Raw genomic sequence first — 22700 nt, forward strand, 5'->3', positions numbered from 1 at the left:
CTCATGGCGATCTAGCCCACCGGGCCTGAGCTGGACGAACCCATTAACCGAACACAGGAGCCCACGATGAAAGCACCCGACGAGTACGGCCCGTACCTCAGCCGTGACGACGCCCAGAGTCACTTCAACGCCATCGCCGGCCCGGTCTCCATAGCTGGCATCCGCGCAAAGATGGCCGTCATGCGGCTGGGCACGGTTCTGACCACCGACCGCAACGTTCGCCTGACCGCCTGGGAGCTGACGCAGCTGGACGTACTGACAGGCGTCTGTGACGAAGCCCAGACGTGGACCGCGATCGGCTTGATCAGCCGGTCCCGGCCCAGCCTCTGGGCCGACCAGCTCGCGCCCTGGTCCGGGCCCTACGACAGCCCCGCGCATGCGCTGACGGCCTTCGACGACCGGGTCGCCGCTCTACCTGAGCTGGTTGCCAACGACCGTCGCCGCCTGGCAAATGCTTGGCTGACGATCACGCTGACGCTGCACCAGGTGCAGCTGACCGCGTGGGAGGCCGACGTCGTGAGCCACCTGGCCTGCCACGCACCGATCCCGATGATCCAGGCGTTCATCGGCTGGATCATCGCCGCCGGTCAGGCGCCTGCCTCCGTGGCCGCGTCCACCGCCGACAACAGCAGGCATCGCCGGTTCTCCTCCGCACGGTGACCCGCTTGACCGCAGGCAGCCTCGGAGCCCGCGGGCCACCGAGGCTCCCAGCCACCACCAGCACCCTGCAGTTCCGGCCGAGCCTGGCCGACCGCGCAGCAGCGCGCACCCGGGCACGGCCGATCGGCCGTGCCCGGACTCCATTCCTTCGCTACAGGAGTCCCACGCCATGACCTACATACCCCCGCTTTCGGCCGCCGCGGCACCGTTCGCACCGCAGCAGCAGGTCCACCTCAACATCGGCGCGACGTGGCTGCCCGCCACCGTGCTGCAGACCCTGACCGGCGGCAGAGTCGTCGTGTCATACCTCATCGGCGCGGTGCCGACGACTGCCGCCGTGGCCGACTGGCTGGTCCGGCCCGCCCACGGCTACGACCTGCGCACCGCGGCGATGCTCGCCTCCGGCGCCGAGGTCGCGTTCGCCGACGCGATACACACCGTCGCCGCCGCCCCCTGGATGCGCCGCGGACAGTGGGTGGTCCCGTACACCAACGGCGAGTCCTCGCTGCTCCAACCGCATGCCAAAGTTCGGGTCGTCGACGACCGCGCCGCGGTCACCGTCGACGGCATCCCCCTGCCTCAGGCCCTGGACCTGCTCAACGGCGGGCAGGTGACCCCGTGACCGTCTACAGCCACAGCTTCGCCGCTGACGTCGCCACCGACCGGTACCGGCTGACCTGGCCGGTCCTGCTGGCCGACACCCAGAGGATCCTTACCGCCGTCGGACAGCTCGGGATCGGGCTGTGCGGCCCGGACGGGTTCGGTGCACCGGTCCTGGACTCACACAAAGGAGTCGCGGTCAACGGCGACGCCGCGACCGGCCGCCACGGCACCGCGCTGCTGCTGCCCCCACCGCTGAAGCTCAGCCGGCCCGTTCCGGCCAGGTCCGGCACCTGCCACACCCGCCGCGAGCACTACGACCTGGCGGTCACGGCGGTGCTGCTGCGTGCCCGGCTGCTGCTCGGCGAAGACTTCGCCGTTCTCAGCGACGGACGCTGGGAGGTCGAGTGGAACGAAGGCCCACGACGTGGCCTTCCCGGCGCCCGGCAGCTGGTCGGTGACCTGTTCGGCGGAGTGCCTGCGTGCTCGCCGCTGTGAGCGCGTCCCGGCACCGACTGACAACTTGCGGCAATGGCGCCGCGGTACGGGCTTCGGCTCGTGCGTACCCGGCCTGGCCGGGTCACCAGTCCGAGACCCTTCGGACGAATCCGGCCCCAGGCGTTGGAGCGCCTGAGGCCGGCAATGCAATGGTCACTCTTGGTAGGAGTACAGACCGATGACAACTCTAGCAGTCGGCCGCTCGGTCGACGTGAACGAGAAGTTCGCCGCCGAGCGGGCCGGGCAGCTGGCCACGATCGATCGTCGGCGAGCGGACCTGCAGGCCCGAATGGACGCCGGCAAGCTGGTTTCGCTCGGCGAGGGCCGGTACCGGGTCAGTGACCCGGGCAGCTGGGACAACGGCGAGATCTGGATCCAGCGCGACAACGGCCTGGTCCTGCCGCAGCACGGCCTGGACCTGTCCACCGGCCGAGCCGCGCTTTATACGTCCACGCCGGCCTGGCACCAGCTCGGCACGGTGATCGAGGGCGGCACCACCGACGTCGACACCGTCCTGAAGGCGGGGGCGATCGACTTCACGGTCGAGAAGTTCCCGGTCCAGTTCCGCACCCCCGACGGTCTCCTGCACGAGCTCGACGACCAGAACGTCACGGTGCGGCGGGACACCAACGCCGGTCTCGGTGTGGTCGGCAACCGGTACGAGGTCGTGCAGAACCGCGACATCTTCGAGTTCCTGCAGGCCCTGGTCGGCCGCAACGACGTGATCTGGGAGAGCGCCGGCGCGCTGCGCGGCGGACGCCGCGTGTTCGTGACCATGCGGCTACCGGACACGATCGTCATCGACCCCGGCGGCCTGGCCGACGTCGTCGCGCCGTTCCTTGCCGCGTTCAACTCCCACGACGGACTGACCGGCTTCGAAGCCGTCGTCACGCCATGGCGGGTGGCGTGCGGCAACACCGAGCGGTTCGCGTTGCGTGACGCCGTCGCGCGGTGGAGCACCCCGCATGTCGGCGATCCGCTGCTGCGGATGCGACAGGCCGAGGAAACGCTGCGGCTGTCGCGCAAGTACTACGAGTCGTTCGCCACCGAACAGGAACTGCTGCTGCAGACCCAGGTGGCGATCGACGAGTACCTGCAGGTCGTCGCCGACCTGTGGACGCCGCCGGGTGACGAGGAGTCCGACAAAGCCAAGGCGAAGTACCAGAAGTTCGCCGACGGCATGGTCACCCGGTTCGAGACCAACGCCGAGAACGTCGGCTCCAACGCGTACGCGGCGGAGCGGGCGATCACGGAGTTCCTGGACTGGGGCCGTGGTGTCCGGGCGCCGAAGTCGATGACCGAGGAGGCGTGGCGTGCCAGCCAGGCCCTCGAGGGCGACCAGGACGGCAAGAAGACCACGGCCCACAAGCGGCTGCTGACCCTCGTGCGTTTGCGCACCCGCCCGCGGCCCACCTCCGCCGCCCGGCCGGGCGGCAGCCTTCGGATTGCCTCGAGTTTCCTCAAACCTGAACGGAGCTGCATGGAACAGCCTGACAAGCCCGCCACGTCCGCTGCTGCACCGACGCCGGAAGTTCTGCGTGTGCGAGCGCTGCTGGACCGGGACTGGGACAGTCACTACCTGGGAGATGTACGCGATGAACTTGACGTTCTTCGCACGGAAGACGGCTACACCATCGACGTTGTCGCCAACGGCTTCGGCGAAGGCGGCATGGTCGTCGGACACCGTGACCACCAGCGGACGGCGACGGTCCTGGCGTTGACCATTGATGTCGCCGACAGCCTGTTGGCGTACGAGGCCGTGCCCTTATTCGGTGTGGAGTTTCGCGAACGTCCGGACTCACCGCCGCTGCAGGCTGAAGCCTGTTTGCCGGCCAAGCTAGCCCTGAAGGTCGCAGCGGCATGGGTGTGTGGCGGCGATCCGGTCCGGGTGACGCCGTTCGCGTCCTGGTCACCGCTCGTGGCAGCCCGCAAGCGGGAGGTCCCGGTCGGGCAGGAGGGCACCTGGTCGATGTTGCAGCATCTACTGGCCGTGGTCGGTTCCCACGAAAGCGTCAGAGCGATGCGGCTCGGTTTGACGGCAGCGGCCCAGGACGCAGTCGACAAGGCCGTGGCCATGCGTCGCCTACGTCGAACCGCAGACGTCGGCCAGCATTCGATCATGTCACCGGAAGGCGCCCTGATGGTCGCCCAGGGCCACGAGCAGCGAGCTGAGGTGTGGTCCGCGCTGGCCGAGCTGTTGGAGCGCGTGGAGAACGCTGTCGAGGGCGGCGATGAGCGGTCCGGCATCTGAGGCCGTCAACTACCCGCCGGCGTTCGGCTGGCTGGCGGCGGACGCCGTGGACGCGATCGCGGTGAGCGTCAACGACTACCTGACCGGCTGCGGCTTCGGCGTCGACAGGTTGGCGGTGCAGCAGGTCGTCGGCGCGGCCGTCTACCGCCAGTTGGCCGGGTTGTGGCAGGCCCGCGACCGAAACCGGTGCCTGTACGAGGCCTATGCCGCGTGCTTTCCCGACCCGATGCAGGCGTTGCTGTTCCTGAGCCATGCCGCCGACATCGGCGTGGCCTACCTCGATCGTGACGTCATCGAGAACGACCTCGACCGCACCGTTACCGACGAAGAATGGGAGCGGCTCGCTCCTCATCTGGCGAACTACGACGAGTACGTCTCGTCCGTCGGAGACCTCAACCTCATCATCATCCGCGACATGGTGCGGCTGGCCGGTCTGAGCGAGACCGACGACGGACCTGAACCCAACGGCGAAGATCCACAGCCGGCTGCTGCTGTCGACTTCGATGCTCCGTTGAGCTGACCTGCACCTTCTGCCTCGCCAACTTCCAGCAACGGCTTTTATCCACAGAGTTGTCCACAAACCAGTGGCGTCGATCCGTGAACCGGTCCGGCGTGCACGCCGGATCTGTCGCGACCGGCGCCGCACCCGACCTTACGGAGAACCATGCACGCACTTCCGGCGGCGCCGATACGCGCCCGCCTCAACGACGCCGACATTACGGCGCTGCTCGGGTCGCTGCACGGCGCGGACAATCCCGGTGACCTGTTGCGCCGGGTCCTGGTCGGTGTCTTCACACCGCTGCTGGCCGCCCAAGGCAGGTCGCTGCACGACTTCGGGCCCGGCAACCGCCTCAACGCCGACACGTGGCTGCTGTCGACGCCGCAACTCGACGCGATCCTGCAGGCCGCGTGCAGCCGAGCAACCCAGTGGGGTGCTTCCGCCGACGTTGTCGTCGAGCTGGTCAACATGCTGCCCAAGGGATTTCTCGACAACGTCACCGTTCCTGAGGTGCCGACGGTCGACTACCAGCCACGGCAGCTGGTGGCCACCGTCGAACGCGACGCGGCCGCGGTGTTCGCCGCCGTCCAGCACCGCCTGAACGCGCTGGCGACCTGCTACGGCGACACCAGCCGCTTTCACGTCGACGCGCAGACGTCCTGGGTCGCGATGGTCACGGTGCTGATGTCGCTGAACTTCGGTCCGCACCAGTCGGTCGAAGCGTTCGGGGACCTCGGGCTGCTGGTCACCACTGCCGGGGGTACCACGTACAGCATCGCTTTCGAGCCGTTGCCGCGTACGTGCGTGGCCGGCGGCGGCTGTCCGGCGGTGCTCGACGACGACGGGCGCGTCCTCAATCCGAATCAGCAGGTCATCGGACATGTCCACGTGCCCGCATACCCGACGACGGCGATCACGCCGGGGGTGTGGCGGGCCCGTTCCGACCTGCACCGGGCACTGCCCGCCTGACCGACCACGGCGCCGCTCGCGCCGCCTTTCCACCTGCCAGGGGTGCGGCGCTCTCGCGCTGCACCCCTTTTCTATTTCCCCGAACGGAGACAACTGTGCTGCTCACCGAACCACGCCAGGCCGACCACCTGGCCGTGCCCACACCCGGCCGTTGTGCCGGGCTCCACCTCACCGCACCGACACTTGCCTGGCTCGGAGTCGTCGTCGCTGCTGTCGGCGGCCACCACCTGGCACTGACCGGGTCGATAGGCACCGTCCGACACCCTCTGGCCGAAGCCCTCGCCAACCTCAGCATGAGCCTGCCACGCAGCGACGCTGAGCGGATCGCTGCCATCTGGCAACACCGGCCCGACCAGCTATGGCTGGCGCCGAAGGGCCAGCCGCGGCTGGTTCGCCGAAACCACACCGCGCGGCCGGTCGACCTGCTCGGTACCGGCGACCCGCACCGGCCTGGGGCGGTGACGCTGGCCGACACCGGCGTCCTGGTCCTCGACCAGGTCGGCTGGTACGACCCGCAGACCGCGGCCGCGCTGGCCGCAACGCTCGCCGCCGGCAGCATCACCCACCACGGCCCGGCAGGCAGCCACACATGGCCCGCCCGCTTCCAGGCGGTGTTCACCTCGACGCCCTGCGGATGCGTGGTGCACCTACTGGACCACCCTTGCCGCCAGCCCGACACCGAGCAGCTGGCCTACCAGGCGCAGATGGCCACGCTGACGCGGTTTGCTGACCTGCGCATCGACCTCGACTCCGCGCCGCCGTGTCCGCACTACGACATCGCCGGCAGGGACACGATCGGCGTGCGCCGCCTAGTGGCAGCCGCGACCTGGCGGTCCCGTATCCGGTTGAACGGCCTCGGCGTCCGCCGCGCCGCCGACCTGCGTCACGACCTGCGGGCCCCCGCGCTGTGGGACACCCCCGCGCTGCAGCGGCTACGGCGGCGGCTGAACCGCGACCGGATCACCGTCGCCGAGTACACCGCCGTCAGCCGGGTCGCGGTGACGCTGGCCGACATCGCTGGACGCCCTGGCCCCGACCTCACCGACGTCCGTACCGCCGGGCTGTTGCACGGCGTCGACCTCTGACCAGCCGCCGACCCCTTCTCGTGGGCGCCGTCCATCTGTGGACGGCGCCCTCGCCATTTGAGGAGCTGCTTTGACCCACCCCATCGAACCCGACGACACCGACCGCCGCGCTGCACACGACGTCGCCGACGGCACCGTGCTCTGCGTCTTCTGCTCCCAGCCGACCATCGCCAACAACGCGCACCTGCTGGCGCAGGGCTGGACGTGCAACCTGTGCATCGCCCGCGCCGGGGCGGTGACCCGATGACGGCACCACACCACCCCGCCGGCACGGATCGACCGCAGGAGCTGCTGCTGTGGTCGCTCAGCCTTGACGACCGCGCTCTGCTGCTCCACACCCTGCAGCGCGCCGCCCGCCGGCCGCTGTGGCGTGACCGGGTCGCCGTGGCGAGTCTCGCCACGCGGTTGTCCGCGGTCCCTGTCCTACAGGCCCCGCGGCTGCTGTTCGACGCCGAAGCCTGCTGGCAGTGGCTGGAAGCCGGTGCCGCCGCCCGTTACGGCATCGACGACACGCTGCACCGCGACACTCTCGCCGCCACCTGCGGGCAGCTCGACGACCTGCTCACCGGGCTCAACGACGGCGAGGCACCTCACGTGTGGCAGCCGACTGGGGCGCTGCGGCAGGTGCGGATCTGGCGGACCGCCGACAACGACGGCGCCGACGGCGGCGGCGTCCTCACCGCACAGCTGCTCATCGGCCACACCACGGTGCGGATCTGCCCCATGCATCAGGAGCCCCTGGACCTGATGCCGTCGGACAACTGCGGTGTCTTCGCCGCCGTCGAGGCCCTCGAGCACATCGCCACAGAGATCAACCGCGAGTGCCAGGTGGTGTTCGCGGCACTGACCGGAACCGATCGGGAGCTGCCATGACCACCACGGCCCTCACGCCGCCACGTCCCCTGCTGCCGGCGGCGGTCTACGACCTGGACCTGTCGTGCGGGCACCGTACGACGGTCACCACCGCAGCTGCTGTCCCCACAGTGCTGGCCTGCTGCCACCGGCTCGGATACAGCCCGTACCTGGACTCGCGTGGGGTGCGTCTGCCGTTCCCGGCGGTCGTGGTGGGCATCCACCGCCGGGCCGACATCGCGACTACGGCACCGCAGCTCACCGTCATACACCGAGCTGACCGCGCTGCGCCCTAGCTGTCTTTGCGCCGACCTGCCCGAATGCGGGCAGGTCTGCCCGCTCATGCCGACGCCGTCGGCCCCGCTGCCCATCTGCCCTTCTCCGACAGATACCGCGCGTTCAAGCGCGGCCGTTCACCCCTGGAGCTTCGATGTCCATAGATTCCCCTCCGACCGTGCGACCGCAGCCGGTTGCCAGAGCTGATGGCGGTCTCGCCGCACTGCCGCGGGCTGCCGCCCTCGACGCCAAGACCATGGTCAAGATGTCGGTCATCCGCGGCCGCCATGCGCAGCTGCTGGCCGGCGCGCTGTACAACGTCGCCGCGCTCGGTTCATGGATCGGGCAGATCTGGGCCGGTGCCACGAACCTGCCCTGGCCCGAGCCGTTCCCGCTCTGGCTTCGCCTGCTCATCGTGGCGCCGTTCGCGTTGGTCATAGACCTCGGCGGCGTCGCCACGATGGCGATCGCCGACTGGCGCCGATCCGAAGGAGAAAGCGCCCTCTTCTGGCGGATCCTGTCGTTCGTGTGGCTGGGCCTTGCCGTCGGCATCAACATCATCGGCCACCTCGACCTGCCGCTGCTGGCCGTCGGGTTCGGGTTCCTGGGCGCCGGGGCGTTCGCCGTCGCCTACGGCCACATCGAGGCCCGCCGCCGCGACGCCCTCAAAGCCGCCGGGCTGCTGCCCCGCGACAAGCCCCGCTACGGCGACGACATCCGCAAGTCCGAACCCGACGCGGTCCGCCTGGCCGAACGTTTCTACTACGAGGACGGCCTGGACAAGTGGGCGGCGCTGGACGCCGCCCGCGAGAGCATCCGCAGCAGCCGGCACAGCGCCGCGCTGGCGGCCTACCTCAAGAAGCAGATGACCGAGACCCACGGCGGCGATCAGACACTGCCGGGCCTGATCGCGGGTGCGATCCGCTTCGACCAGCTCGCCGAGCTGGTCATGGCACAGGTCGACCTGCACGCCTGGGCCGGCCACATCGGCAGCCAGCTCAGCCCACCGACCACCGATTTCGACGACCCCGGCGACTACGACACCGGCGCCGGCACCGTGCCCAGCCACATGATCGCCAACGCGCCGCTCGACGTTATCCGCCGGATCCCCAACCAGCAGGGGCACTACGACCTGTGGCGGTGGCTGTGGGCGCAGATGCTGGCCAACCCGGAAATGGACCCGGCCACCTTTGCGCACAGGTTCGACATCAAACCCCGCCAGGAGCAGTCCATCCGCAAGGCTGGCAGCATGCGGCTGCTGGACTTCCCGCAGACACCCGCCGCGCGGCTGGTGCACGCGGCCGCAGCTGCGGCGCCGGTCGACCTGTCGGACATCGCCCACCGGCCCCGACCGTTCGCGGCCGACAACGACCCCGCCGAGCCCGAACCCGCCGACACCGCCGCACCGGCCGCCGCATCCGGCGAGCTCGTCTCCACCGCGGGCACGGTGAGGTGACCGTGGCGGAGATACTGAGCTGCACCGCCGACGTCACGCACCGCCATCATCGCGGCAGCCACACCGTACTGGTCTGCGTCGGCGACCGGACCGGCTACGGCCCTCGGCTGCTGCACGCCATCGAACAGCAGCTCGCCTGCGTCGGGGTGAGGGCGTGCGTCACCGACCTGATGTGCTCACGGCACCTTGAGCGTTTCGGCGACTGGGCCGCGGCAGTGCACAGCGACCACCTCGATCTGGACACGGCACGGCGGCATGCTGTTGCGGTCGGGCAGTCGACGTACTGCTGGTATCGCCTCAACGTCGACCGCACCGGTCCGGTGCCGCTGCGGCTGCTGCGCGACGGCACCCGGCAGCAGATCACCGAGCACCCCCGCAGCCAGCGGCTGCTGCAAGCAGATCCCGGCCTCGGCCGCGCTGAAACGGAACTGTTCGGCATCGGCCTGGCCTGCCTGCAGTCCGGGCCGTACGTGTTCGCCCAGTATGCGGCGGCGACCACGATGTTCGGTCACGGGTTGATCACCTGCGACGGCGAGCTGCTGCGCAGTGGCCGCTCGGCGCCTGGCCGCGACACCCTCGGCGGGCGGCTGACCTACGCCGGTGCCGCCGAGGCATACCTGCGTCGGCTGCGTGATGCGGTCGTGTGCGCGGTGCACGTCGACCTTCCCGTATCGGTCTGACCCCCGACCGGATGCCGCGGCGACCCTGCCGCCTCTGAAGCTGCCGCTGTCTGCGGCTGCGCCTCCCCAGATGAGGGCAGCCAGCGGTACCCGGCTGCCCTCGCACTCTCTCCGCTTGCGAAGGAGATGCGATTCCAGTGTCCCCCGACATCACCTCATACGCGTTGCTGGGCTTCGGGTTTGTCGTCGGCTTGCTGTCCGGCATCGGGCTGTGGCTGCTCGCCGACATATCGCGCCGTCCGTCCCCGCGCCCAGCGCCGGCAGCGAAAGCTGACCGCCTGACCGGACTGCCGGACCGTTACGCGCTGCTCGACGCGCTCGCGCCGATCAGGCGGTCGCGCGAAGGCGTCACCCTGGCGATCGTCAACATCGACCAGTTCGCCGCCATCAACAACACCTTCGGCTACCGCGCCGGCGACCAGCTGCTCGTCCTGCTTGCCGGCGCTCTGCAGGAAGCCGCCCGTAAGCGCGGCGCGAGCGTCTACCGCCTGGGCCGCGACGAGTTCGCGCTGCTGTGGCCCCGCAGCGACGACCAGCTCCGCCAGGACGTACAGGAGCTGCTGCGGCAGCTGGGCAAACCGCTCGAGGTGCATCTGCCCGGCCGGACCGTGGTCATGGACGTCACCGCATGCGCCGGCGTGTATGCCGAACGGCTGTGCCCCGACACCACCACGATGCTGCTGCGGGCCAACACCGCCCTCCAGCACGCCAAAGCGGCCGGCGCCGGCAGGGTACTCACCTGGGCCGTCGGGCTGCCGGTCCGGCACCGGCCCCGCGACGACCGTCGCTGCCACGCCGTCATCAGCTGGGCGGCCGGCCCACCGACCCTGATCATCGGCCGTGACCCCGAGGCCGTCGACCGGCAGGCGACGCAGGTCGCCGCCGACACCGTCGCCGCCGAATCCCACGCCGCCTGGAGCAACCACGACGAGCGCCGGGCCGCGGCCCTGTCCGCGCTACCGGCCACACCGGCAGCCGACGCCCCACTCGCCGACCACGTCGCGTGGACGGCCACGGCACTGCCGCTACTGGCGGCGTCCTACCACCGGCTCACCGACACCGACATCACCCGGGCCGAGCCCGTCGTCGTGCCGGTCTCCCTGGCCCGGCCGCGGCATGTGCAGCGGCCCGGCGGCACGCCCGGGACCAGGCGGTCGGCATGAACCGCCACGATCTGCCCGTCCGACTGGCCGGCAGGCCATTCGACCAGCGGCGGCAACTGCCCGTCCCGTACGTCAACGAGCACGGACCCGGCAGCTACGACTTCGCCGTCGTCAACGGCCGGCGTGCCGTGGAATGCGCCCGCGAGCAGCTGTGTGGCGCCTGCGGCCACTTCATCACGCGGCAGCTGACCTTCGTCGGTGGCCTCGCCAATCTGCTGCACAACACCTACACCGACCCGCCGATGCACACCGCCTGCACCGACGCGGCCCTCCAGCTGTGCCCGTTCCTGGCCCGGCCCCGGAGGCGGCCCCGGCCGACAACCGCCACCGCAATGCCTGCGGGATACCGCGACCTGGACCGCAGCAGGCCACTTGCGGTTGCGATCACCGACGGCTATGCCACACGGCTGACCGCCACCGCCGACGGCGTGCTGCTGGAGTTCCATCCCGAGCCCTGGCAGGCACTTCACGTGTTCGCCTACACCGACGCCGGGCTGGTCCCCACTGCGGCCGCAGCTGGTGCCGACGCCGTCACCGACCTCATCCAGCAGCTGAGGGAGACCCACCGTGACTGACCAGATATCGCCCACCCGCCACGCCGCGCTCAAGCCCTACCCGCTGGCGGCAGACCTGCCGGGCCATCCGACAAAGTTGGCCAGCGACCTCACCGGCGACTGGCGCTACGAGGTCGACAGCCCTCAGATCACCTACGGCCAGGGGCTGTGGCCGTACTACCGGCACGGCAAACCGACCGCCGTTCGCCTCTCGCCTGACATCGCCTACCGCGCCTGGCAGGACCACTACGTCACGGCCAACCCTGTCGGCGACGACCAGGTGCAGCTCGTCCTTTTCTGCCACGACCGCGGCGACGACAACCGCGCGGTCAAGGTCTACGCCCGCGTGGACCTGCGGCTGCGCCTGGTCGTGCTGCCGCCGGGCCTGCCCTCGCCGCTGGGCGGCCAGGGCGCTCATCAAGGCCAAGAAGGTGCTGGCCCTGATCGACGCCGCATGCGCCGACCGTGACGTCCACGTCTGGCCCGTCACCGCCGAGATGCGCTCACGCACTCGCTGACCGCCTCCAGCCACTGATCCGACCGGGTCTGCCCTACACGCGGGCAGGCCCGGTTCCACCCGTGCGTACCCGCCGCGGCGGGTGCGCACCACACCACCGCGGGAGGACCGCCGCACGCAACGCGGCACACCAAGGAGGAACCCTCATGCACCCCCAGCCCAAGGCCGCGCGGATATGACCAGCCGCGCGATCAACTTCATCCTCGCCACCGTCATCGGCGTCGCCATCTGCTGCGTCGGCGGACTCATCGGCCTCAGCGGCACCGCCACCGCCTGCGTCCCGCAGGCCACCACCGCACCCTCCGGGTCGCCTTCGCCACTCGAACGCTACGACAGCGAGCAGAAAGGCCACGTAGCCACCATCGTGCAAGTCGGCGCGAGCAAGAAGGTGCCCGGACGCGGGATGGTGATCGCCGTCGCGACCGCGATCCAGGAGTCCAGGCTGACAAACCACGGCGACCTCGGCGCCGCCAACGACCACGACTCGCTGGGTCTGTTCCAGCAGCGGCCAAGCCAGGGCTGGGGAACCCCGCAACAGATCATGGACCCGCAGTACGCCGCCGGCAAGTTCTACGACAAGCTGCTGACCATTGACGGCTGGCAGCAGATGCCGCTGACCCAGGCAGCCCAGGCCGTGCAGCGCAGCGCCTACCCCGACGCCTACGCCAAATGGGAACCTGACGCCACCGCGCTGGTCACCGATGCCGCTACAGCGCTCGGCATCGACATCTCCGGCGGCTTCGGGATGTGCATGAGCGCCGGAGGGTGGATCAAGCCCGTCGACGCGCCGCTGAACTCCGGCTTCCGCACCGCTTCACGCCCCGGGCACGACGGCGTCGACCTCGGCGCCGGCCGCGGCACACCGATCCGCGCCGCCTCATCCGGCATCGTGATCAAGGTCAGGTGCAACGCTTACAACGCCGACGGGTCACCGCGGTCATGCGACATCGACGGCAACCTCAGCACCCCGGGCTGCGGCTGGTATGCCGAGATCCTGCACCCCGACAAGACCGTCACCAGGTACTGCCACATGCTGCAACGCCCGGCCGTCGCCGTCGGCGAAGAGGTCATCACCGGGCAGATCATCGGCCTGGTCGGCAACAGCGGCCACTCCACCGGCCCGCACCTGCACCTGGAAACCCACACCAGCCAGCCCGCCACCGAGGCCAACGCCGTCGACCCGGTTGCCTTCTTCGCCGCTCGCGGCGTCGACCTCAGCAGCAGCAGGCCTGTCGCTTCTCACTGAAGATGTCGTCTTCTCATGGACATGTCGTCCGAGTTGTCGCTGGCTGTCCGGTCTCGGTGAGGTTGGCGAATTCTAATGCAGTCGACAGGCTTCTCGATGGATTTTTGTGTAGCTTGGCGACCGTAGTCCGATATGTAAGCTTATGCAAGGAAAAGCGTCTCAGGTAACCTGGCGATTCTCGCTGAAACAGTGGTGTCCGGATAGGCTTAATGTGCTAACGGGCACTGAAGGTGGGCGGGCTGCACCCCTGGACCATGGGGACGCTGCGTAGCGCCGATGGTGAGAGAATCCCCGGGCGCCGCACCTTGCGGATCTGCCGATGAGCGGTCGTCACTCCCACCTGTTCTTGTCGGTCCACCGGACCTCGGGATACGACGGCTTGGGGATGGTGCTGAACCCCACCGCCTTCATGAAGCGGCGCAGCGCGAGGATGCTCCCGGAGGCTGACCATTCCGCAGCGCCTTTAGACGGCGACTGGGTGCCGCCGTACAGGCAGATGCCTACATTGTGCTGCTCAGCCAGGGAGTAGACCTCTGCGATCTCCGCGTTGGAGAGAGCGTTCGGGCTCTGCAGGTACGTCTTCATTGGCCAAGGTTAGCGTCGTAACGTTGGATCTGAGCGTGCATACGTCGCCGGTCAGGGCGGATGCGCGCGAGGTAAACCTGAGTGAGAACGATCTCCGCGCGCAAGGTCAGGCACCTCGTGGGCCGACATCTCGATTGAGAACCCACAAGGCCCTAGCTCTCACCTGGCTGCGTTCAGGCTCCGTAAGGTCATTGGTCGAGCTCGTCGAGGAGTTTGATCTGCGCGACGAGATCGACTTCGTCGGGTGCCCACGTGTCCAGGTAGCCAGGTGCCGTATTACGGGAGTACGCGAGCCAGGCGATGATCTGCTCGAATCGGGGGTCGTCGCCAGGCGCCTGCTCGACGATGTCGAGGATCTTCAATTTGGAGCCGACGTCGGCCACCTGGTCCATCGCCAGGCGGCACACGACTCTCCCGGCTGGCGTACCGGCAGCTTCGCGGGCCGTGTCCAGCAGCCGGTCCCGGTCGCGTCGCAGGCAGTCGCGCAGCCAGTCGAGCCTCTCCTGCGTCACGCGGCGATCATCGCACCATCGCATCGGTGCAGCAACGCGCGTACCTCCCAGGAGTGAAGAACCCACCGCGCCATGTCCACCAGTCCAGGCAGCGCCGGAGCGGACAGATCGCATCAGCCCAGGGGCCCCAGTCGCGGACGGGCTGCCAATGCCGAGCCGAGACTGAACGACAATCGTCTGCAAACAGTCAGCATAGTCGCCGGTCAGACGATCACACGGTCCCCGGAAAGGAGCCCGTTGCGCAGTATCGGCCCTCCAGCACCACGACCATGCCGGTCCTGCCCATACCGCCGTGATGTGCCATCGGGCGTGTGGGCAGCCACCGAGTACGACAAGCTCGAGCGCTACGACGGGGACACCGGCGAGCAGCCGGCCGGGGTGTTCGCCTGCCACCAGACAGATCTCGACAGTCCCCGGGTGCGGGTGTGTTCAGGGTGGGCCGGCTGCCATGACGGCGCCCATCTGCTGGCTCTGCGGATCGCCGCCGTCGACGGCTCCATGACTGCCGACGACATCCAGGCGACCGTCGACTACTGCTGTCCGGTCCCGTTGTTCGGGTCCGGCAGGGAGGCCGCCGAGCACGGCAGAGCCGCGATCGACCGCCCGTCGGCAACCGCACGGCACCTCATCAGCAAGATCGTTAATGTCCGCGGGGACTTGATCACCTGACGGCGGCCACACCGTTTTGAGCGGTGCGCTACGCCTGCCGCCCGCCAACGACACGCGATCGCGATACAAGCCTCCTTGTCGTACTGGGCGCCGCACCGCGACGGCACCACGCAGGCCGATGGCCGCAGGAGCGATCAACATCGGCCCTCACGCCTGATCGGCTACGGCCACAGACGATCACAATTCTCGATCAAACCTCGAGCCGTGGCCTCCGGAACGGATGCGCCCATCTACCGCATCTGCCTGAGCGCTCGGCGTCATTTCGAAGGAGCACAGATGTCTGAGACACGACGGGTCGACGCCCCGTTCAAAGGCGACCGCATCCTCATCACCGACGACCCGAGCAAGAGCCGCAGCGTCATCGGTCGCGCCGGCTGGCACCCGGCCCGGGTCAGCCGTGGCGTCACCACCGCCACCGTCCAGGGCGTGAGCGTCGACAAGTACACCAAGGACCAGCGCCCGCACACGTACAAGGTCATCACCGATGTGGGTGAGGTGCCGTCGCTCAAGCCGACCCAGGTTTTCCTCATCGCCTGACAACAGATCTGGCACCCGGCCGGCGGTACGGCTTGCGGGCCGATGCCGCCGGCCCGGCCAGCGGCCTTCCGACCGACCCGTCGCACCGATTCGCGCCGGATCAGCGGGTCCTGCGCAATTGTGGCGCCCAACTCCGGAGCTCAACGTGGGATACAGCCACTCCTTCACCATCCAACCCGGTCACGACATCTACGCCAGCATGTGGCCCGGCCTACTCGAAGACGCCGTCACCATCGTCGATGCGGTCAAGGCAAAGGGCATCGAGATCAACGGACCCAGCGGCCTTGGCACACCCCGCCTACATCCGAGCCGAGGCATCGCCTTCAACGGCTCCCGGATCGCGGGCTCGCAGTGCGACAGCTTCCATCTCGACTCCCCCGCACCGATCGCCGGCGCCGACCGCAGCTGCCGCCGCTACCGCTACGTCAAGACCGACGCCAACCCCTACGACCTGGCTGTATGCGCCGTCCTGCTGCGCATGAAGATGCTCATGCCCGACATCGTCGCCGTCGGCAACCCCGGCGTCTGGGACGACACGGCCGCAGGAAGGTCGCTGGTCGTCGACCTGTTCGGCGGCCCCGATCCTGGACCCGACCTGTTCGCCGACCCCACCGACGGCCTGGTGCTGAGCTTGAGCGGCTGGGTCGACCCGCAACTGCTGGAGCAGGCCGGCGGCCCGGCGGGCAGCCGATGAACGCTCCCGTGCAGGCCGTGCCCGTCCAGCTCGCGCACCTGCCGACCGTCGGCGGGCTCGTCGTCCCGTGGATCACCGCAGTGGCCCCCGATGGCCGGGCTCACTTCGGCCACACGCTGTCGCAGCGCATCGAGCTGGCGTTGTGGACGCGGCTGTGTCAGGTCTGCGGCCGAACCCTGGACCCGACCTTCGTGTTCGCCATGCGCGACAGCGATGTCGCCGCCCGCAACAGCAAAGAACCTGCCATGCATCCGGTCTGCGCCCGGTACGCCGCGACCGCCTGCCCCATGTTGCAGGGGCGCCGTACCGGCTACCAGGCCAAACCGATCACGGTCGACGATCGGCGGATCGAGATCGTCAACAGCGGCGACCCGTCCGGCATCCGAGCCGATGAGCCGGCCGAGCCCTGGCACCTCGTCTGGGCCAATGGCTACCAGGTCCGGCTCCATTCGCTCACCGGCACCCTCACCGCGCAGATGACCGCCGAGCGGATGCTGCGCGTGCGTCCGATCAGCCGCCGCTGACCACGCGTGGCGAGCAGCACTGATCCATGCGGATGCGCTGTCGAAGGGCATGACCATGACCACTCCCCCTCTTCTGATCATCATCGTCGGCGGGGAACGAGCCGCTGATTACGCCGATGCCGCCTCGACGTTCGACGAGGAACAGGACGCTGCGTACGCCCTTGAGGAAGCCGTCGGCAGCGTCCCGCCTGAGTCCTGGGATCGGATGAAAGACGCCGCCGAGGAACTGGCCGGCAAGGTCGTCCACGTGTTCACCGGCGCCGTGCGACACGAGATCAACGAGCACGCCACCCCGGCGGGCCGGGCCTGTCTTTGGTCACGAGCGCGGGTCGACGCCGACACCTACCCGTGGGAGCACGGCCACTGCCCTGACCAGTGTCCCGGCTCCGCGGTCCACTCCGCCGACAGCCGGTAGCCGGTACGGCCAACAGCACCGAGCACCCCCGGCCTCCGGCGGCGCGTACACACATTTCGAAGGAGTCCCATGTCCGCTGCTGTCAGGGTCTTCGACGGCTGGTTCGTGATCGACACCGACGCGTGGCTTGGCCAGAGACTGGGCCAAGAGCACCCGTTGCTGACCTACAGCCTCAACGACTTCACCAGCCACCGCACGTTCGACGGGCCCCAGGGCTGCCTGCCGGTCGAGGACCGCATGCTGCTGTGGTGCGTCGCCCGCGGCTGGACGGTCACCGAAACCTCTCCCATAGAACATGACGACAGCGTCCTGACGCACGCCGTCACCGTCGTGCTGGCATGCGGCGGAGCCGAGGCCACCACTTATGCGCTGGTGCACGTCGAAGACCGCCGTCCGGCCGTATACGACGACCGGACCATGGACGACGCGTACTGGGGATGGGTCCGCCCCGTCGACATCATCTGCCCAGTGGGCCACACCTGGACTTGGCTGAACGACACCACGGTCCTGGACTCCTCCGGCAGCCCGCACCACGTCACGGACCTGTTCGACGGACGCACCACACCGTTTCGGCCATGCCAGGAGTGCGTCGCCTACGACGACGGCACCAGCATCAGGCCCTGCCCTTGCACGGATACGGCGGTCGTCTACTGCCCGGCCTGCGGCAGCCGCAGCCGACTGCACCTGACCGATGTACCGGTCTTCGCCACCCCCACCGACCAACCTGCCCACGCATCCGTCTGAAAGGAACGTCCCGGTCGTGTTCACCGTGCAACTGCCTGACCAGCAGGCAGCCGCGACAGCGTTGACCTGCTGCCGCAGACTGCTCGCCTCCAGCAAACCGCTGCCGCCCTACCAACGCCAGTCCGTCGCCGCCGTGATCGAGCTCCTCCAGCAGCTCAGCGGCGCCACTTTCCTCGACCTCGACGACGACAAGACACGCGCGCTACGGATGGCAGTCTTCTCCCAGCGCGACACCCTCGACCTGCACTTCGCCGCCGATGTCCAGCGGCTCGCCCGCCAGCTGCCCGACCCGCTCACGTTGCCGTGGTGGCGCCGCCCCGACGAACAGATCCTGCAGTTCATCTCGATCGGCACCAGCCGCCAGACGGCACGCGGCAACCGGCCCACCTTCATGATCGCCATACCGGACCGAGAAACCTTCGAAGTTGCTCTGGCCGAGCACATCGGCTGCGTCGTCGGCTTCGACGGCGCTCACGCCGCAGCAGTACTGGGCGAACTCTGGGACGACGTGGCCGAGGTCAGCGTCGGACTGGCCGCCGCCGCAGGGCATCCCCACCTGCTGAAAGTGACCTTCACGCTGCCGCAGACCACAGAACAGCGCAACAGCCCCGGCGCTCACCCTAATGGTCGACTGACCCACGAGGAGCTGTCGCAGCTGACACTGCGCATCCACGCCGCCGCCGCGGCCTGCGGCGTCCGCCCTACCACGCTCCACTTCAAACGGCACGTCGGCATGCTGCCCGTCGACTGGCCCGCCAGCGTCGAACTGCACTGGACAACCTGATCTTCATCCGACCCAGCAGCGCATAGCCGTTGCCCGCCATGACCGTCTGCGTCGACCGAGCCGGCATGGCCGAGGTCGACGCACCTGCCTGGAGATCGTGATGAACGAAACCACCGGCACCCGCCCGATCAGCGAGATCGCCGCCGACATCAGCTGTCACTGGCCGCAGCCGTACTTCGGTGCCGTCCCGTACCTGGACGCGATGCGGCACCTCGACCGCATCACCGACACCTACCTGCAGGACAACGCGCGCGGCATCGTGCGGTACTTCCTGTCCAACGCCAGCACCTGGCGTGGACCCGACGCCCGCCGCATCAAGGCCGAGCTGAAGGCCCTGGTCGGCTGACCAGCACCGCCCGCTGCCACACCGGCATCTCGCCTGCTGCCGTGGCCGCTGCGTCCACAGCTCGCCCTCCGCCAAGGAGCCCCATGGTCAGCCACATACGTGAGGTCGTAGTCGACGACCTCGACGGCCACTCACCCGCCCAGCCCGTCGCGTTCGCCTACCAGGGCCGCAGATACCGCATCGACCTGAACGCCGCCAACCTCGCCGCCATGAGACGAGCATTGCAGCCGTTCATCGACAGCGCCCGACCGGATACGACCCTCACACCCCAGCGCCGCGTGCCCCGCACCCGCTGACCCGCAACACCTGACACGGCCGGTTGACACCGGTCGTGCGAGCAGCCGACCAACTCGGCCGCCACAACCCGCAAGGGGTTGAGCGGCCGTGTGGCCGCTCAACCCCTGTCCGACCCGACAGGGAGCACCCAATGCGCATCATCCACGCCTGCGCCGTCACCCAAGGACGCAACGCCGCGGTGACCACCGCCCGCCAGCTCGCCACCATGACCAGCCAGCTACGCCTGGCCCTGGCCGAAGGCGGCGAAGGCCTCGACACCGCCGACGCCGAACTCACCCTCACCGCGCTGAACTGCGCCATCGCCGACATCGACACCGCAGTCGCCTACCTTCGACGCCTGATCGGCCTCGACGGCGACACCGAACCCGCCAGCGGCGACGTCAGCCTCGACCCCGGCACGGACCACGCTGCCTCGCCGGAGCCAGCCCAGGACCACAGCTGCCTCGACGCGCCCGCCCTGGCCCCGGCCGACGTCTCGCAGACGGGCCGCCAACCGATCGGCCAGGCCGCACCCGCACCCGCACCGCAGCGAACCGCTGTCCAGGCGACGCCGGTCGCCGAACACGCCGCCCTGCTGCTGCGACAGCTCATGCACACAGCACCCGCCACCGTCACCGATGTGGAGCACCTGATGGCTGCGCTGATCAACGCAGCCGAAGACCTGAACGCGATCAGCCAGCGGTACCTCATGCCCACTCGCCAGCGCCGGGCAGCCGGCCATCTCACCATCGTGGGCGCCCCCGCCACCGAGGTCACTGCGACCGCAGGCCCTGTGCCCTCGGTCCAGGCCCGGCCCGACGGACGGCCGACCCCCTTCATCCTCGACCGGCGGCGGCCCCACTCCACTACGACAACCGGCCGACCCGTCGCCGCTGACCTTCTCGTCGCAGCTGCCTGAGACGGCCCTGGCCCGCCGTGGCCGCACCCGGCACGCCAGCGACTGACCTGACCGCTCTGTCTCGACACCGCCAGCTAGGAGACCACCAAATGCCGCCCGTTTGCGCTTTCTTGATCCGGCAGCTCCACAGCGACTACGCCGCAGCGTGGCCGCAGATCGTCGAAGACGTCCAACGGATCGTTGACGACTGTGCCGAGCTGGGCATCGTCATCGCCGGGCCTGACGGCACCGGCGACCCGCAGATCGACATCGCCAACGGCATCTGCTTCAACGGCGACGCCGACACCGACAGCAGCAACTCCCCGCTGCGTATCCCACCGCCGCTAGCCGACGACGGCAACTGGCCCGACCAGACCGCGGTCCACTTCCAGGTCGACACCGGCGCCATGCCCTACGACCTCGCCGTCCGCACCGCCCTGCTGCGACTGCTGAGGCACGCCGGAGACGCGGCACGGCTCGCAGAAGCCGACGGCGACTGGGCCGAAGCCATCCACATGCACCTACGACTGTTCGGACCACTCAACGACCGCATCCGGTCCGTCCTGGACTACGCCACCCAGGCCTCACCCGCGTGAGTTCCTGAAACGCCGCACAGCCCCCAACCCGCCGCGCACACCCGCGGGCCGCGAACGACGGGGGTCGTCCAGACCCGCGCATCGCCTACTCGCCTGCGGCAGCACGGCACCCTTATCCGCCCGGCAGCAGGCGATTGTGCCGCTTACGGGCTCCCTCACCCGCCAACAGGCGCGGGCACCCACAAAAGGACACCCGATCATGACTCAAACCCCGGATGCAGGTTCTCCCTCGCATCCCCATCCACCTTCCGATGCCGGCAACACCGCGCAGCTAACGATGGGCAGCCCCATCGTCCCGGACAGTCCCGAAGACCTGATCCTGATGTTCGAACTCGACCGCATACAGCAGCTCGTGTACGAGGCATCTGCTTCCGGCGAGCTGTGCCTGATGCTGGTCGTCGGTCACGGCATTCAACTCCACGTCCCGAACGGCTCAGCAGTTTGGGCCCACGGGTGGCAGCCTGCCGTCTCGCTGCACGCCCACGCCGCCCAGCTTCAGCGCCGACGGGCCAGCCATCTCGGTGACGACCAACAACACGAACTGCCGCTCGACCTCGACCGCCCCGACGGCCTGTACGCCGTCGTCACCACCGGCGTCGCCGGTGGTGACACCGCACTCAAGGTCACCGTGTCTGCCGAGGCGATCAGCATCACGACCGATCGACCGGCAGTGTCACGCCACGTCGGCTCGCCGCCAACGGCGGGCCGGCACACCGGGTCGGCCATAGACAGCGGTACCCGATGAGCACCCCGCTGTACAAGCAGCTGACCAACAAGCTGCGGCAGGTGCCCGGATCCCAGAATTGGTACGCCACCGCAACGCTCATCCTCCCGGCCGCCGCGACCGCCGACGCCCCGCTATGGAGTCCGGGCCCAGGCTACCTGCAAGCCCTGACCGGATCGGTCTACCTGAAGCCCGTGCCTGACGGAGCCGAAGCAGTGATCATCAACCAGTTCGCGCCCGGCGGAGTCTACGAGCAGATGACCGGGCCATTGACAACCTGGCAGCTGCTCGGCCCCGACGGCGTGCTTCGGCGCCTACGCGCCGCCTACCTGATGCCCTTGCAACACCAGGCGCTCAGACCAGACCATCCGGCCGTGCGCTACCGGTGCTGGGTAGACCAGCTCGCCACCCGCATCGGAGCACACCTGCCGCCAGCAGAACACGGACATGACACCGGCGCCCGGGTCTACCTGCGCCGCGACGGCCGGTTCCAGGCGAGCTTCGCCATCGGCATCAATCCGCTGGACCGCTGGCACCAGGCGACAGTCACAGCGGCGTGCGCCCTGGCAGCTGCCGCTGCCGAGTTCGGAGGAACGCAACTACGGCTCGATCAGGGCATCACCGGCCACCTCAGCGACCCGCTACTGCACCACGCCTGGCGGCAATTGACGCCCGCCGGGCCTGCCAAGGTCGGCCGGTTGTCTGTTCGCGCCCGGTGAGCCGCACCATCCGCGTCAGTTTCAACCTCGACGTCGAGACCCTCGCACGGATCATCACGATCGCCGACGTCCCGGGTCCAAGCCGCGCCGCTGTCCGCGCCGCAGTCATCGAGGTCCTCACCCAACACGGTATCGACGGCGCGATGCGCCGCTACCGCCATCGGCGAGGACAGCTGACCGACCCCGCCGACCTCGTGCGCTTGGACAACGTGCTGGCCGAAAACCGCATCCTGGCCCAGCGCCTGTTCCCCACGCCCACGCCGCGGCCACACCGCGAACGGCCTGAGCCCGTGGGCCGGCCGCTCCTCGACGTCCTGGCCGAGGTCCCCGACAACACCTGATCAGCGGCCACCCCCTTTGACCTTCTCATC

At 69.1% G+C, this 22700-nt stretch carries 32 protein-coding genes; 30 read left to right on the plus strand and 2 right to left on the minus strand.

Going from position 1 to position 22700, the window contains the following annotated elements; translation table 11 throughout:
- Positions 1 to 66 precede the first annotated feature (66 nt).
- The 16 genes from AB0B66_RS10330 to AB0B66_RS10405 all read left to right on the plus strand — a co-directional run bounded on the left by AB0B66_RS10330 (position 67) and on the right by AB0B66_RS10405 (position 13306).
- On the plus strand, positions 67 to 660 hold the full coding sequence (locus AB0B66_RS10330; RefSeq protein ID WP_360526014.1) for a hypothetical protein: 594 nt from the start codon (positions 67 to 69) through the stop codon (positions 658 to 660).
- A gap of 169 nt (positions 661 to 829) precedes the next feature.
- Complete coding sequence (locus AB0B66_RS10335; protein ID WP_360526017.1) at positions 830 to 1282, plus strand: hypothetical protein; 453 nt, start codon at positions 830 to 832, stop codon at positions 1280 to 1282.
- Positions 1279 to 1758, plus strand: coding sequence for a hypothetical protein (locus AB0B66_RS10340; protein WP_360526020.1), 480 nt, complete (start codon positions 1279 to 1281; stop codon positions 1756 to 1758). Before AB0B66_RS10335 ends, AB0B66_RS10340 begins: the two co-directional genes overlap by 4 nt.
- 211 nt (positions 1759 to 1969) lie before the next feature.
- Positions 1970 to 4009 (plus strand): DUF932 domain-containing protein, encoded by a 2040-nt coding sequence (locus AB0B66_RS10345; RefSeq protein ID WP_360526023.1) that lies wholly within the window; start codon positions 1970 to 1972, stop codon positions 4007 to 4009.
- Positions 4010 to 4055: 46 nt separating this feature from the next.
- Positions 4056 to 4529, plus strand: coding sequence for a hypothetical protein (locus tag AB0B66_RS10350; protein ID WP_360526026.1), 474 nt, complete (start codon positions 4056 to 4058; stop codon positions 4527 to 4529).
- 144 nt (positions 4530 to 4673) lie between these two features.
- Positions 4674 to 5477, plus strand: coding sequence for a hypothetical protein (locus AB0B66_RS10355; RefSeq protein ID WP_360526029.1), 804 nt, complete (start codon positions 4674 to 4676; stop codon positions 5475 to 5477).
- A gap of 95 nt (positions 5478 to 5572) precedes the next feature.
- Entirely contained in the window at positions 5573 to 6562 is a 990-nt protein-coding gene (locus tag AB0B66_RS10360; protein WP_360526032.1) for an ATP-binding protein, read from the plus strand.
- Between the two features lie 70 nt (positions 6563 to 6632).
- Positions 6633 to 6809 carry a hypothetical protein gene (locus AB0B66_RS10365; protein WP_360526035.1) on the plus strand — a complete coding sequence of 59 codons (177 nt, stop codon included), beginning with the start codon at positions 6633 to 6635 and terminating at the stop codon, positions 6807 to 6809.
- Complete coding sequence (locus AB0B66_RS10370) at positions 6806 to 7435, plus strand: hypothetical protein (protein ID WP_360526038.1); 630 nt, start codon at positions 6806 to 6808, stop codon at positions 7433 to 7435. Before AB0B66_RS10365 ends, AB0B66_RS10370 begins: the two co-directional genes overlap by 4 nt.
- The gene (locus tag AB0B66_RS10375) at positions 7432 to 7710 is read left to right on the plus strand and encodes a hypothetical protein (RefSeq protein ID WP_360526041.1); all 279 of its coding nucleotides are present in this window, start codon (positions 7432 to 7434) and stop codon (positions 7708 to 7710) included. The genes AB0B66_RS10370 and AB0B66_RS10375 overlap by 4 nt, the downstream gene beginning before the upstream one ends.
- 158 nt (positions 7711 to 7868) lie before the next feature.
- Positions 7869 to 9146 (plus strand): hypothetical protein, encoded by a 1278-nt coding sequence (locus AB0B66_RS10380; RefSeq protein ID WP_360526044.1) that lies wholly within the window; start codon positions 7869 to 7871, stop codon positions 9144 to 9146.
- A 2-nt stretch (positions 9147 to 9148) separates the two neighbouring features.
- Positions 9149 to 9826, plus strand: a complete 678-nt coding sequence (locus AB0B66_RS10385; RefSeq protein WP_360526047.1) for a hypothetical protein — start codon at positions 9149 to 9151, stop codon at positions 9824 to 9826.
- A 137-nt stretch (positions 9827 to 9963) separates the two neighbouring features.
- Positions 9964 to 10989, plus strand: a complete 1026-nt coding sequence (locus AB0B66_RS10390; protein WP_360526050.1) for a GGDEF domain-containing protein — start codon at positions 9964 to 9966, stop codon at positions 10987 to 10989.
- Positions 10986 to 11564: a hypothetical protein gene (locus AB0B66_RS10395; RefSeq protein WP_360526053.1), complete on the plus strand. Its 579-nt coding sequence runs from the start codon at positions 10986 to 10988 to the stop codon at positions 11562 to 11564. Before AB0B66_RS10390 ends, AB0B66_RS10395 begins: the two co-directional genes overlap by 4 nt.
- Positions 11557 to 12012: a hypothetical protein gene (locus AB0B66_RS10400; protein ID WP_360526056.1), complete on the plus strand. Its 456-nt coding sequence runs from the start codon at positions 11557 to 11559 to the stop codon at positions 12010 to 12012. Before AB0B66_RS10395 ends, AB0B66_RS10400 begins: the two co-directional genes overlap by 8 nt.
- A gap of 223 nt (positions 12013 to 12235) precedes the next feature.
- Positions 12236 to 13306: a peptidoglycan DD-metalloendopeptidase family protein gene (locus tag AB0B66_RS10405; RefSeq protein ID WP_360526059.1), complete on the plus strand. Its 1071-nt coding sequence runs from the start codon at positions 12236 to 12238 to the stop codon at positions 13304 to 13306.
- A gap of 330 nt (positions 13307 to 13636) precedes the next feature.
- Here AB0B66_RS10405 and AB0B66_RS10410 read toward each other — a convergent pair whose 3' ends face one another.
- A complete protein-coding gene (locus tag AB0B66_RS10410) occupies positions 13637 to 13891 on the minus strand; it encodes a hypothetical protein (RefSeq protein ID WP_203744929.1) in 255 nt (84 codons plus the stop codon).
- 188 nt (positions 13892 to 14079) lie between these two features.
- On the minus strand, positions 14080 to 14403 hold the full coding sequence (locus tag AB0B66_RS10415) for a hypothetical protein (RefSeq protein WP_360526063.1): 324 nt from the start codon (positions 14401 to 14403) through the stop codon (positions 14080 to 14082).
- A gap of 72 nt (positions 14404 to 14475) precedes the next feature.
- Between AB0B66_RS10415 and AB0B66_RS10420 the strand changes: the two genes are divergently transcribed.
- The 14 genes from AB0B66_RS10420 to AB0B66_RS10485 all read left to right on the plus strand — a co-directional run bounded on the left by AB0B66_RS10420 (position 14476) and on the right by AB0B66_RS10485 (position 22670).
- A complete protein-coding gene (locus AB0B66_RS10420) occupies positions 14476 to 15072 on the plus strand; it encodes a DUF6283 family protein (RefSeq protein WP_360526066.1) in 597 nt (198 codons plus the stop codon).
- Between the two features lie 276 nt (positions 15073 to 15348).
- Positions 15349 to 15609: a hypothetical protein gene (locus AB0B66_RS10425; protein ID WP_360526069.1), complete on the plus strand. Its 261-nt coding sequence runs from the start codon at positions 15349 to 15351 to the stop codon at positions 15607 to 15609.
- Between the two features lie 145 nt (positions 15610 to 15754).
- Complete coding sequence (locus AB0B66_RS10430; protein WP_360526072.1) at positions 15755 to 16303, plus strand: hypothetical protein; 549 nt, start codon at positions 15755 to 15757, stop codon at positions 16301 to 16303.
- A gap of 17 nt (positions 16304 to 16320) precedes the next feature.
- Positions 16321 to 16827 (plus strand): hypothetical protein, encoded by a 507-nt coding sequence (locus tag AB0B66_RS10435; protein ID WP_360526075.1) that lies wholly within the window; start codon positions 16321 to 16323, stop codon positions 16825 to 16827.
- A gap of 55 nt (positions 16828 to 16882) precedes the next feature.
- On the plus strand, positions 16883 to 17242 hold the full coding sequence (locus AB0B66_RS10440; RefSeq protein ID WP_360526078.1) for a hypothetical protein: 360 nt from the start codon (positions 16883 to 16885) through the stop codon (positions 17240 to 17242).
- 69 nt (positions 17243 to 17311) lie between these two features.
- On the plus strand, positions 17312 to 17986 hold the full coding sequence (locus AB0B66_RS10445) for a hypothetical protein (protein ID WP_360526081.1): 675 nt from the start codon (positions 17312 to 17314) through the stop codon (positions 17984 to 17986).
- Between the two features lie 16 nt (positions 17987 to 18002).
- Complete coding sequence (locus AB0B66_RS10450) at positions 18003 to 18770, plus strand: hypothetical protein (RefSeq protein WP_360526084.1); 768 nt, start codon at positions 18003 to 18005, stop codon at positions 18768 to 18770.
- Positions 18771 to 18870: 100 nt separating this feature from the next.
- Positions 18871 to 19116, plus strand: coding sequence for a hypothetical protein (locus AB0B66_RS10455; RefSeq protein ID WP_360526087.1), 246 nt, complete (start codon positions 18871 to 18873; stop codon positions 19114 to 19116).
- An 83-nt stretch (positions 19117 to 19199) separates the two neighbouring features.
- Entirely contained in the window at positions 19200 to 19412 is a 213-nt protein-coding gene (locus AB0B66_RS10460) for a histone-like nucleoid-structuring protein Lsr2 (protein WP_360526090.1), read from the plus strand.
- A gap of 131 nt (positions 19413 to 19543) precedes the next feature.
- Entirely contained in the window at positions 19544 to 20311 is a 768-nt protein-coding gene (locus AB0B66_RS10465; RefSeq protein WP_360526093.1) for a hypothetical protein, read from the plus strand.
- A gap of 110 nt (positions 20312 to 20421) precedes the next feature.
- On the plus strand, positions 20422 to 20886 hold the full coding sequence (locus AB0B66_RS10470; RefSeq protein ID WP_360526096.1) for a hypothetical protein: 465 nt from the start codon (positions 20422 to 20424) through the stop codon (positions 20884 to 20886).
- A gap of 199 nt (positions 20887 to 21085) precedes the next feature.
- Positions 21086 to 21631 carry a hypothetical protein gene (locus AB0B66_RS10475; protein WP_360526099.1) on the plus strand — a complete coding sequence of 182 codons (546 nt, stop codon included), beginning with the start codon at positions 21086 to 21088 and terminating at the stop codon, positions 21629 to 21631.
- Positions 21628 to 22329 carry a hypothetical protein gene (locus AB0B66_RS10480; RefSeq protein WP_360526102.1) on the plus strand — a complete coding sequence of 234 codons (702 nt, stop codon included), beginning with the start codon at positions 21628 to 21630 and terminating at the stop codon, positions 22327 to 22329. Before AB0B66_RS10475 ends, AB0B66_RS10480 begins: the two co-directional genes overlap by 4 nt.
- The gene (locus AB0B66_RS10485; RefSeq protein ID WP_360526105.1) at positions 22326 to 22670 is read left to right on the plus strand and encodes a hypothetical protein; all 345 of its coding nucleotides are present in this window, start codon (positions 22326 to 22328) and stop codon (positions 22668 to 22670) included. The genes AB0B66_RS10480 and AB0B66_RS10485 overlap by 4 nt, the downstream gene beginning before the upstream one ends.
- The last annotated feature ends 30 nt before the right edge of the window (positions 22671 to 22700 follow it).

The organism is Catellatospora sp. NPDC049111, assembly GCF_040648615.1.
GTDB classification, from domain to species: Bacteria; Actinomycetota; Actinomycetes; order Mycobacteriales; family Micromonosporaceae; genus Catellatospora; species Catellatospora aurea.

What these genes read in the sequence shown, in the direction of transcription:
- AB0B66_RS10330 (WP_360526014.1), top strand. Translation starts at nt 67, where the DNA reads ATGAAAGCACCCGACGAGTACGGCCCGTACCTCAGCCGTGACGACGCC.
- AB0B66_RS10335 (WP_360526017.1), top strand. Translation starts at nt 830, where the DNA reads ATGACCTACATACCCCCGCTTTCGGCCGCCGCGGCACCGTTCGCACCG.
- AB0B66_RS10355 (WP_360526029.1), top strand. Translation starts at nt 4,674, where the DNA reads ATGCACGCACTTCCGGCGGCGCCGATACGCGCCCGCCTCAACGACGCC.
- AB0B66_RS10370 (WP_360526038.1), top strand. Translation starts at nt 6,806, where the DNA reads ATGACGGCACCACACCACCCCGCCGGCACGGATCGACCGCAGGAGCTG.
- AB0B66_RS10375 (WP_360526041.1), top strand. Translation starts at nt 7,432, where the DNA reads ATGACCACCACGGCCCTCACGCCGCCACGTCCCCTGCTGCCGGCGGCG.
- AB0B66_RS10395 (WP_360526053.1), top strand. Translation starts at nt 10,986, where the DNA reads ATGAACCGCCACGATCTGCCCGTCCGACTGGCCGGCAGGCCATTCGAC.
- AB0B66_RS10405 (WP_360526059.1), top strand. Translation starts at nt 12,236, where the DNA reads ATGACCAGCCGCGCGATCAACTTCATCCTCGCCACCGTCATCGGCGTC.
- AB0B66_RS10410 (WP_203744929.1), bottom strand. Translation starts at nt 13,891, where the DNA reads ATGAAGACGTACCTGCAGAGCCCGAACGCTCTCTCCAACGCGGAGATC.
- AB0B66_RS10420 (WP_360526066.1), top strand. Translation starts at nt 14,476, where the DNA reads ATGTCCACCAGTCCAGGCAGCGCCGGAGCGGACAGATCGCATCAGCCC.
- AB0B66_RS10425 (WP_360526069.1), top strand. Translation starts at nt 15,349, where the DNA reads ATGTCTGAGACACGACGGGTCGACGCCCCGTTCAAAGGCGACCGCATC.
- AB0B66_RS10440 (WP_360526078.1), top strand. Translation starts at nt 16,883, where the DNA reads ATGACCACTCCCCCTCTTCTGATCATCATCGTCGGCGGGGAACGAGCC.
- AB0B66_RS10445 (WP_360526081.1), top strand. Translation starts at nt 17,312, where the DNA reads ATGTCCGCTGCTGTCAGGGTCTTCGACGGCTGGTTCGTGATCGACACC.
- AB0B66_RS10455 (WP_360526087.1), top strand. Translation starts at nt 18,871, where the DNA reads ATGAACGAAACCACCGGCACCCGCCCGATCAGCGAGATCGCCGCCGAC.
- AB0B66_RS10460 (WP_360526090.1), top strand. Translation starts at nt 19,200, where the DNA reads ATGGTCAGCCACATACGTGAGGTCGTAGTCGACGACCTCGACGGCCAC.
- AB0B66_RS10465 (WP_360526093.1), top strand. Translation starts at nt 19,544, where the DNA reads ATGCGCATCATCCACGCCTGCGCCGTCACCCAAGGACGCAACGCCGCG.
- AB0B66_RS10475 (WP_360526099.1), top strand. Translation starts at nt 21,086, where the DNA reads ATGACTCAAACCCCGGATGCAGGTTCTCCCTCGCATCCCCATCCACCT.
- AB0B66_RS10480 (WP_360526102.1), top strand. Translation starts at nt 21,628, where the DNA reads ATGAGCACCCCGCTGTACAAGCAGCTGACCAACAAGCTGCGGCAGGTG.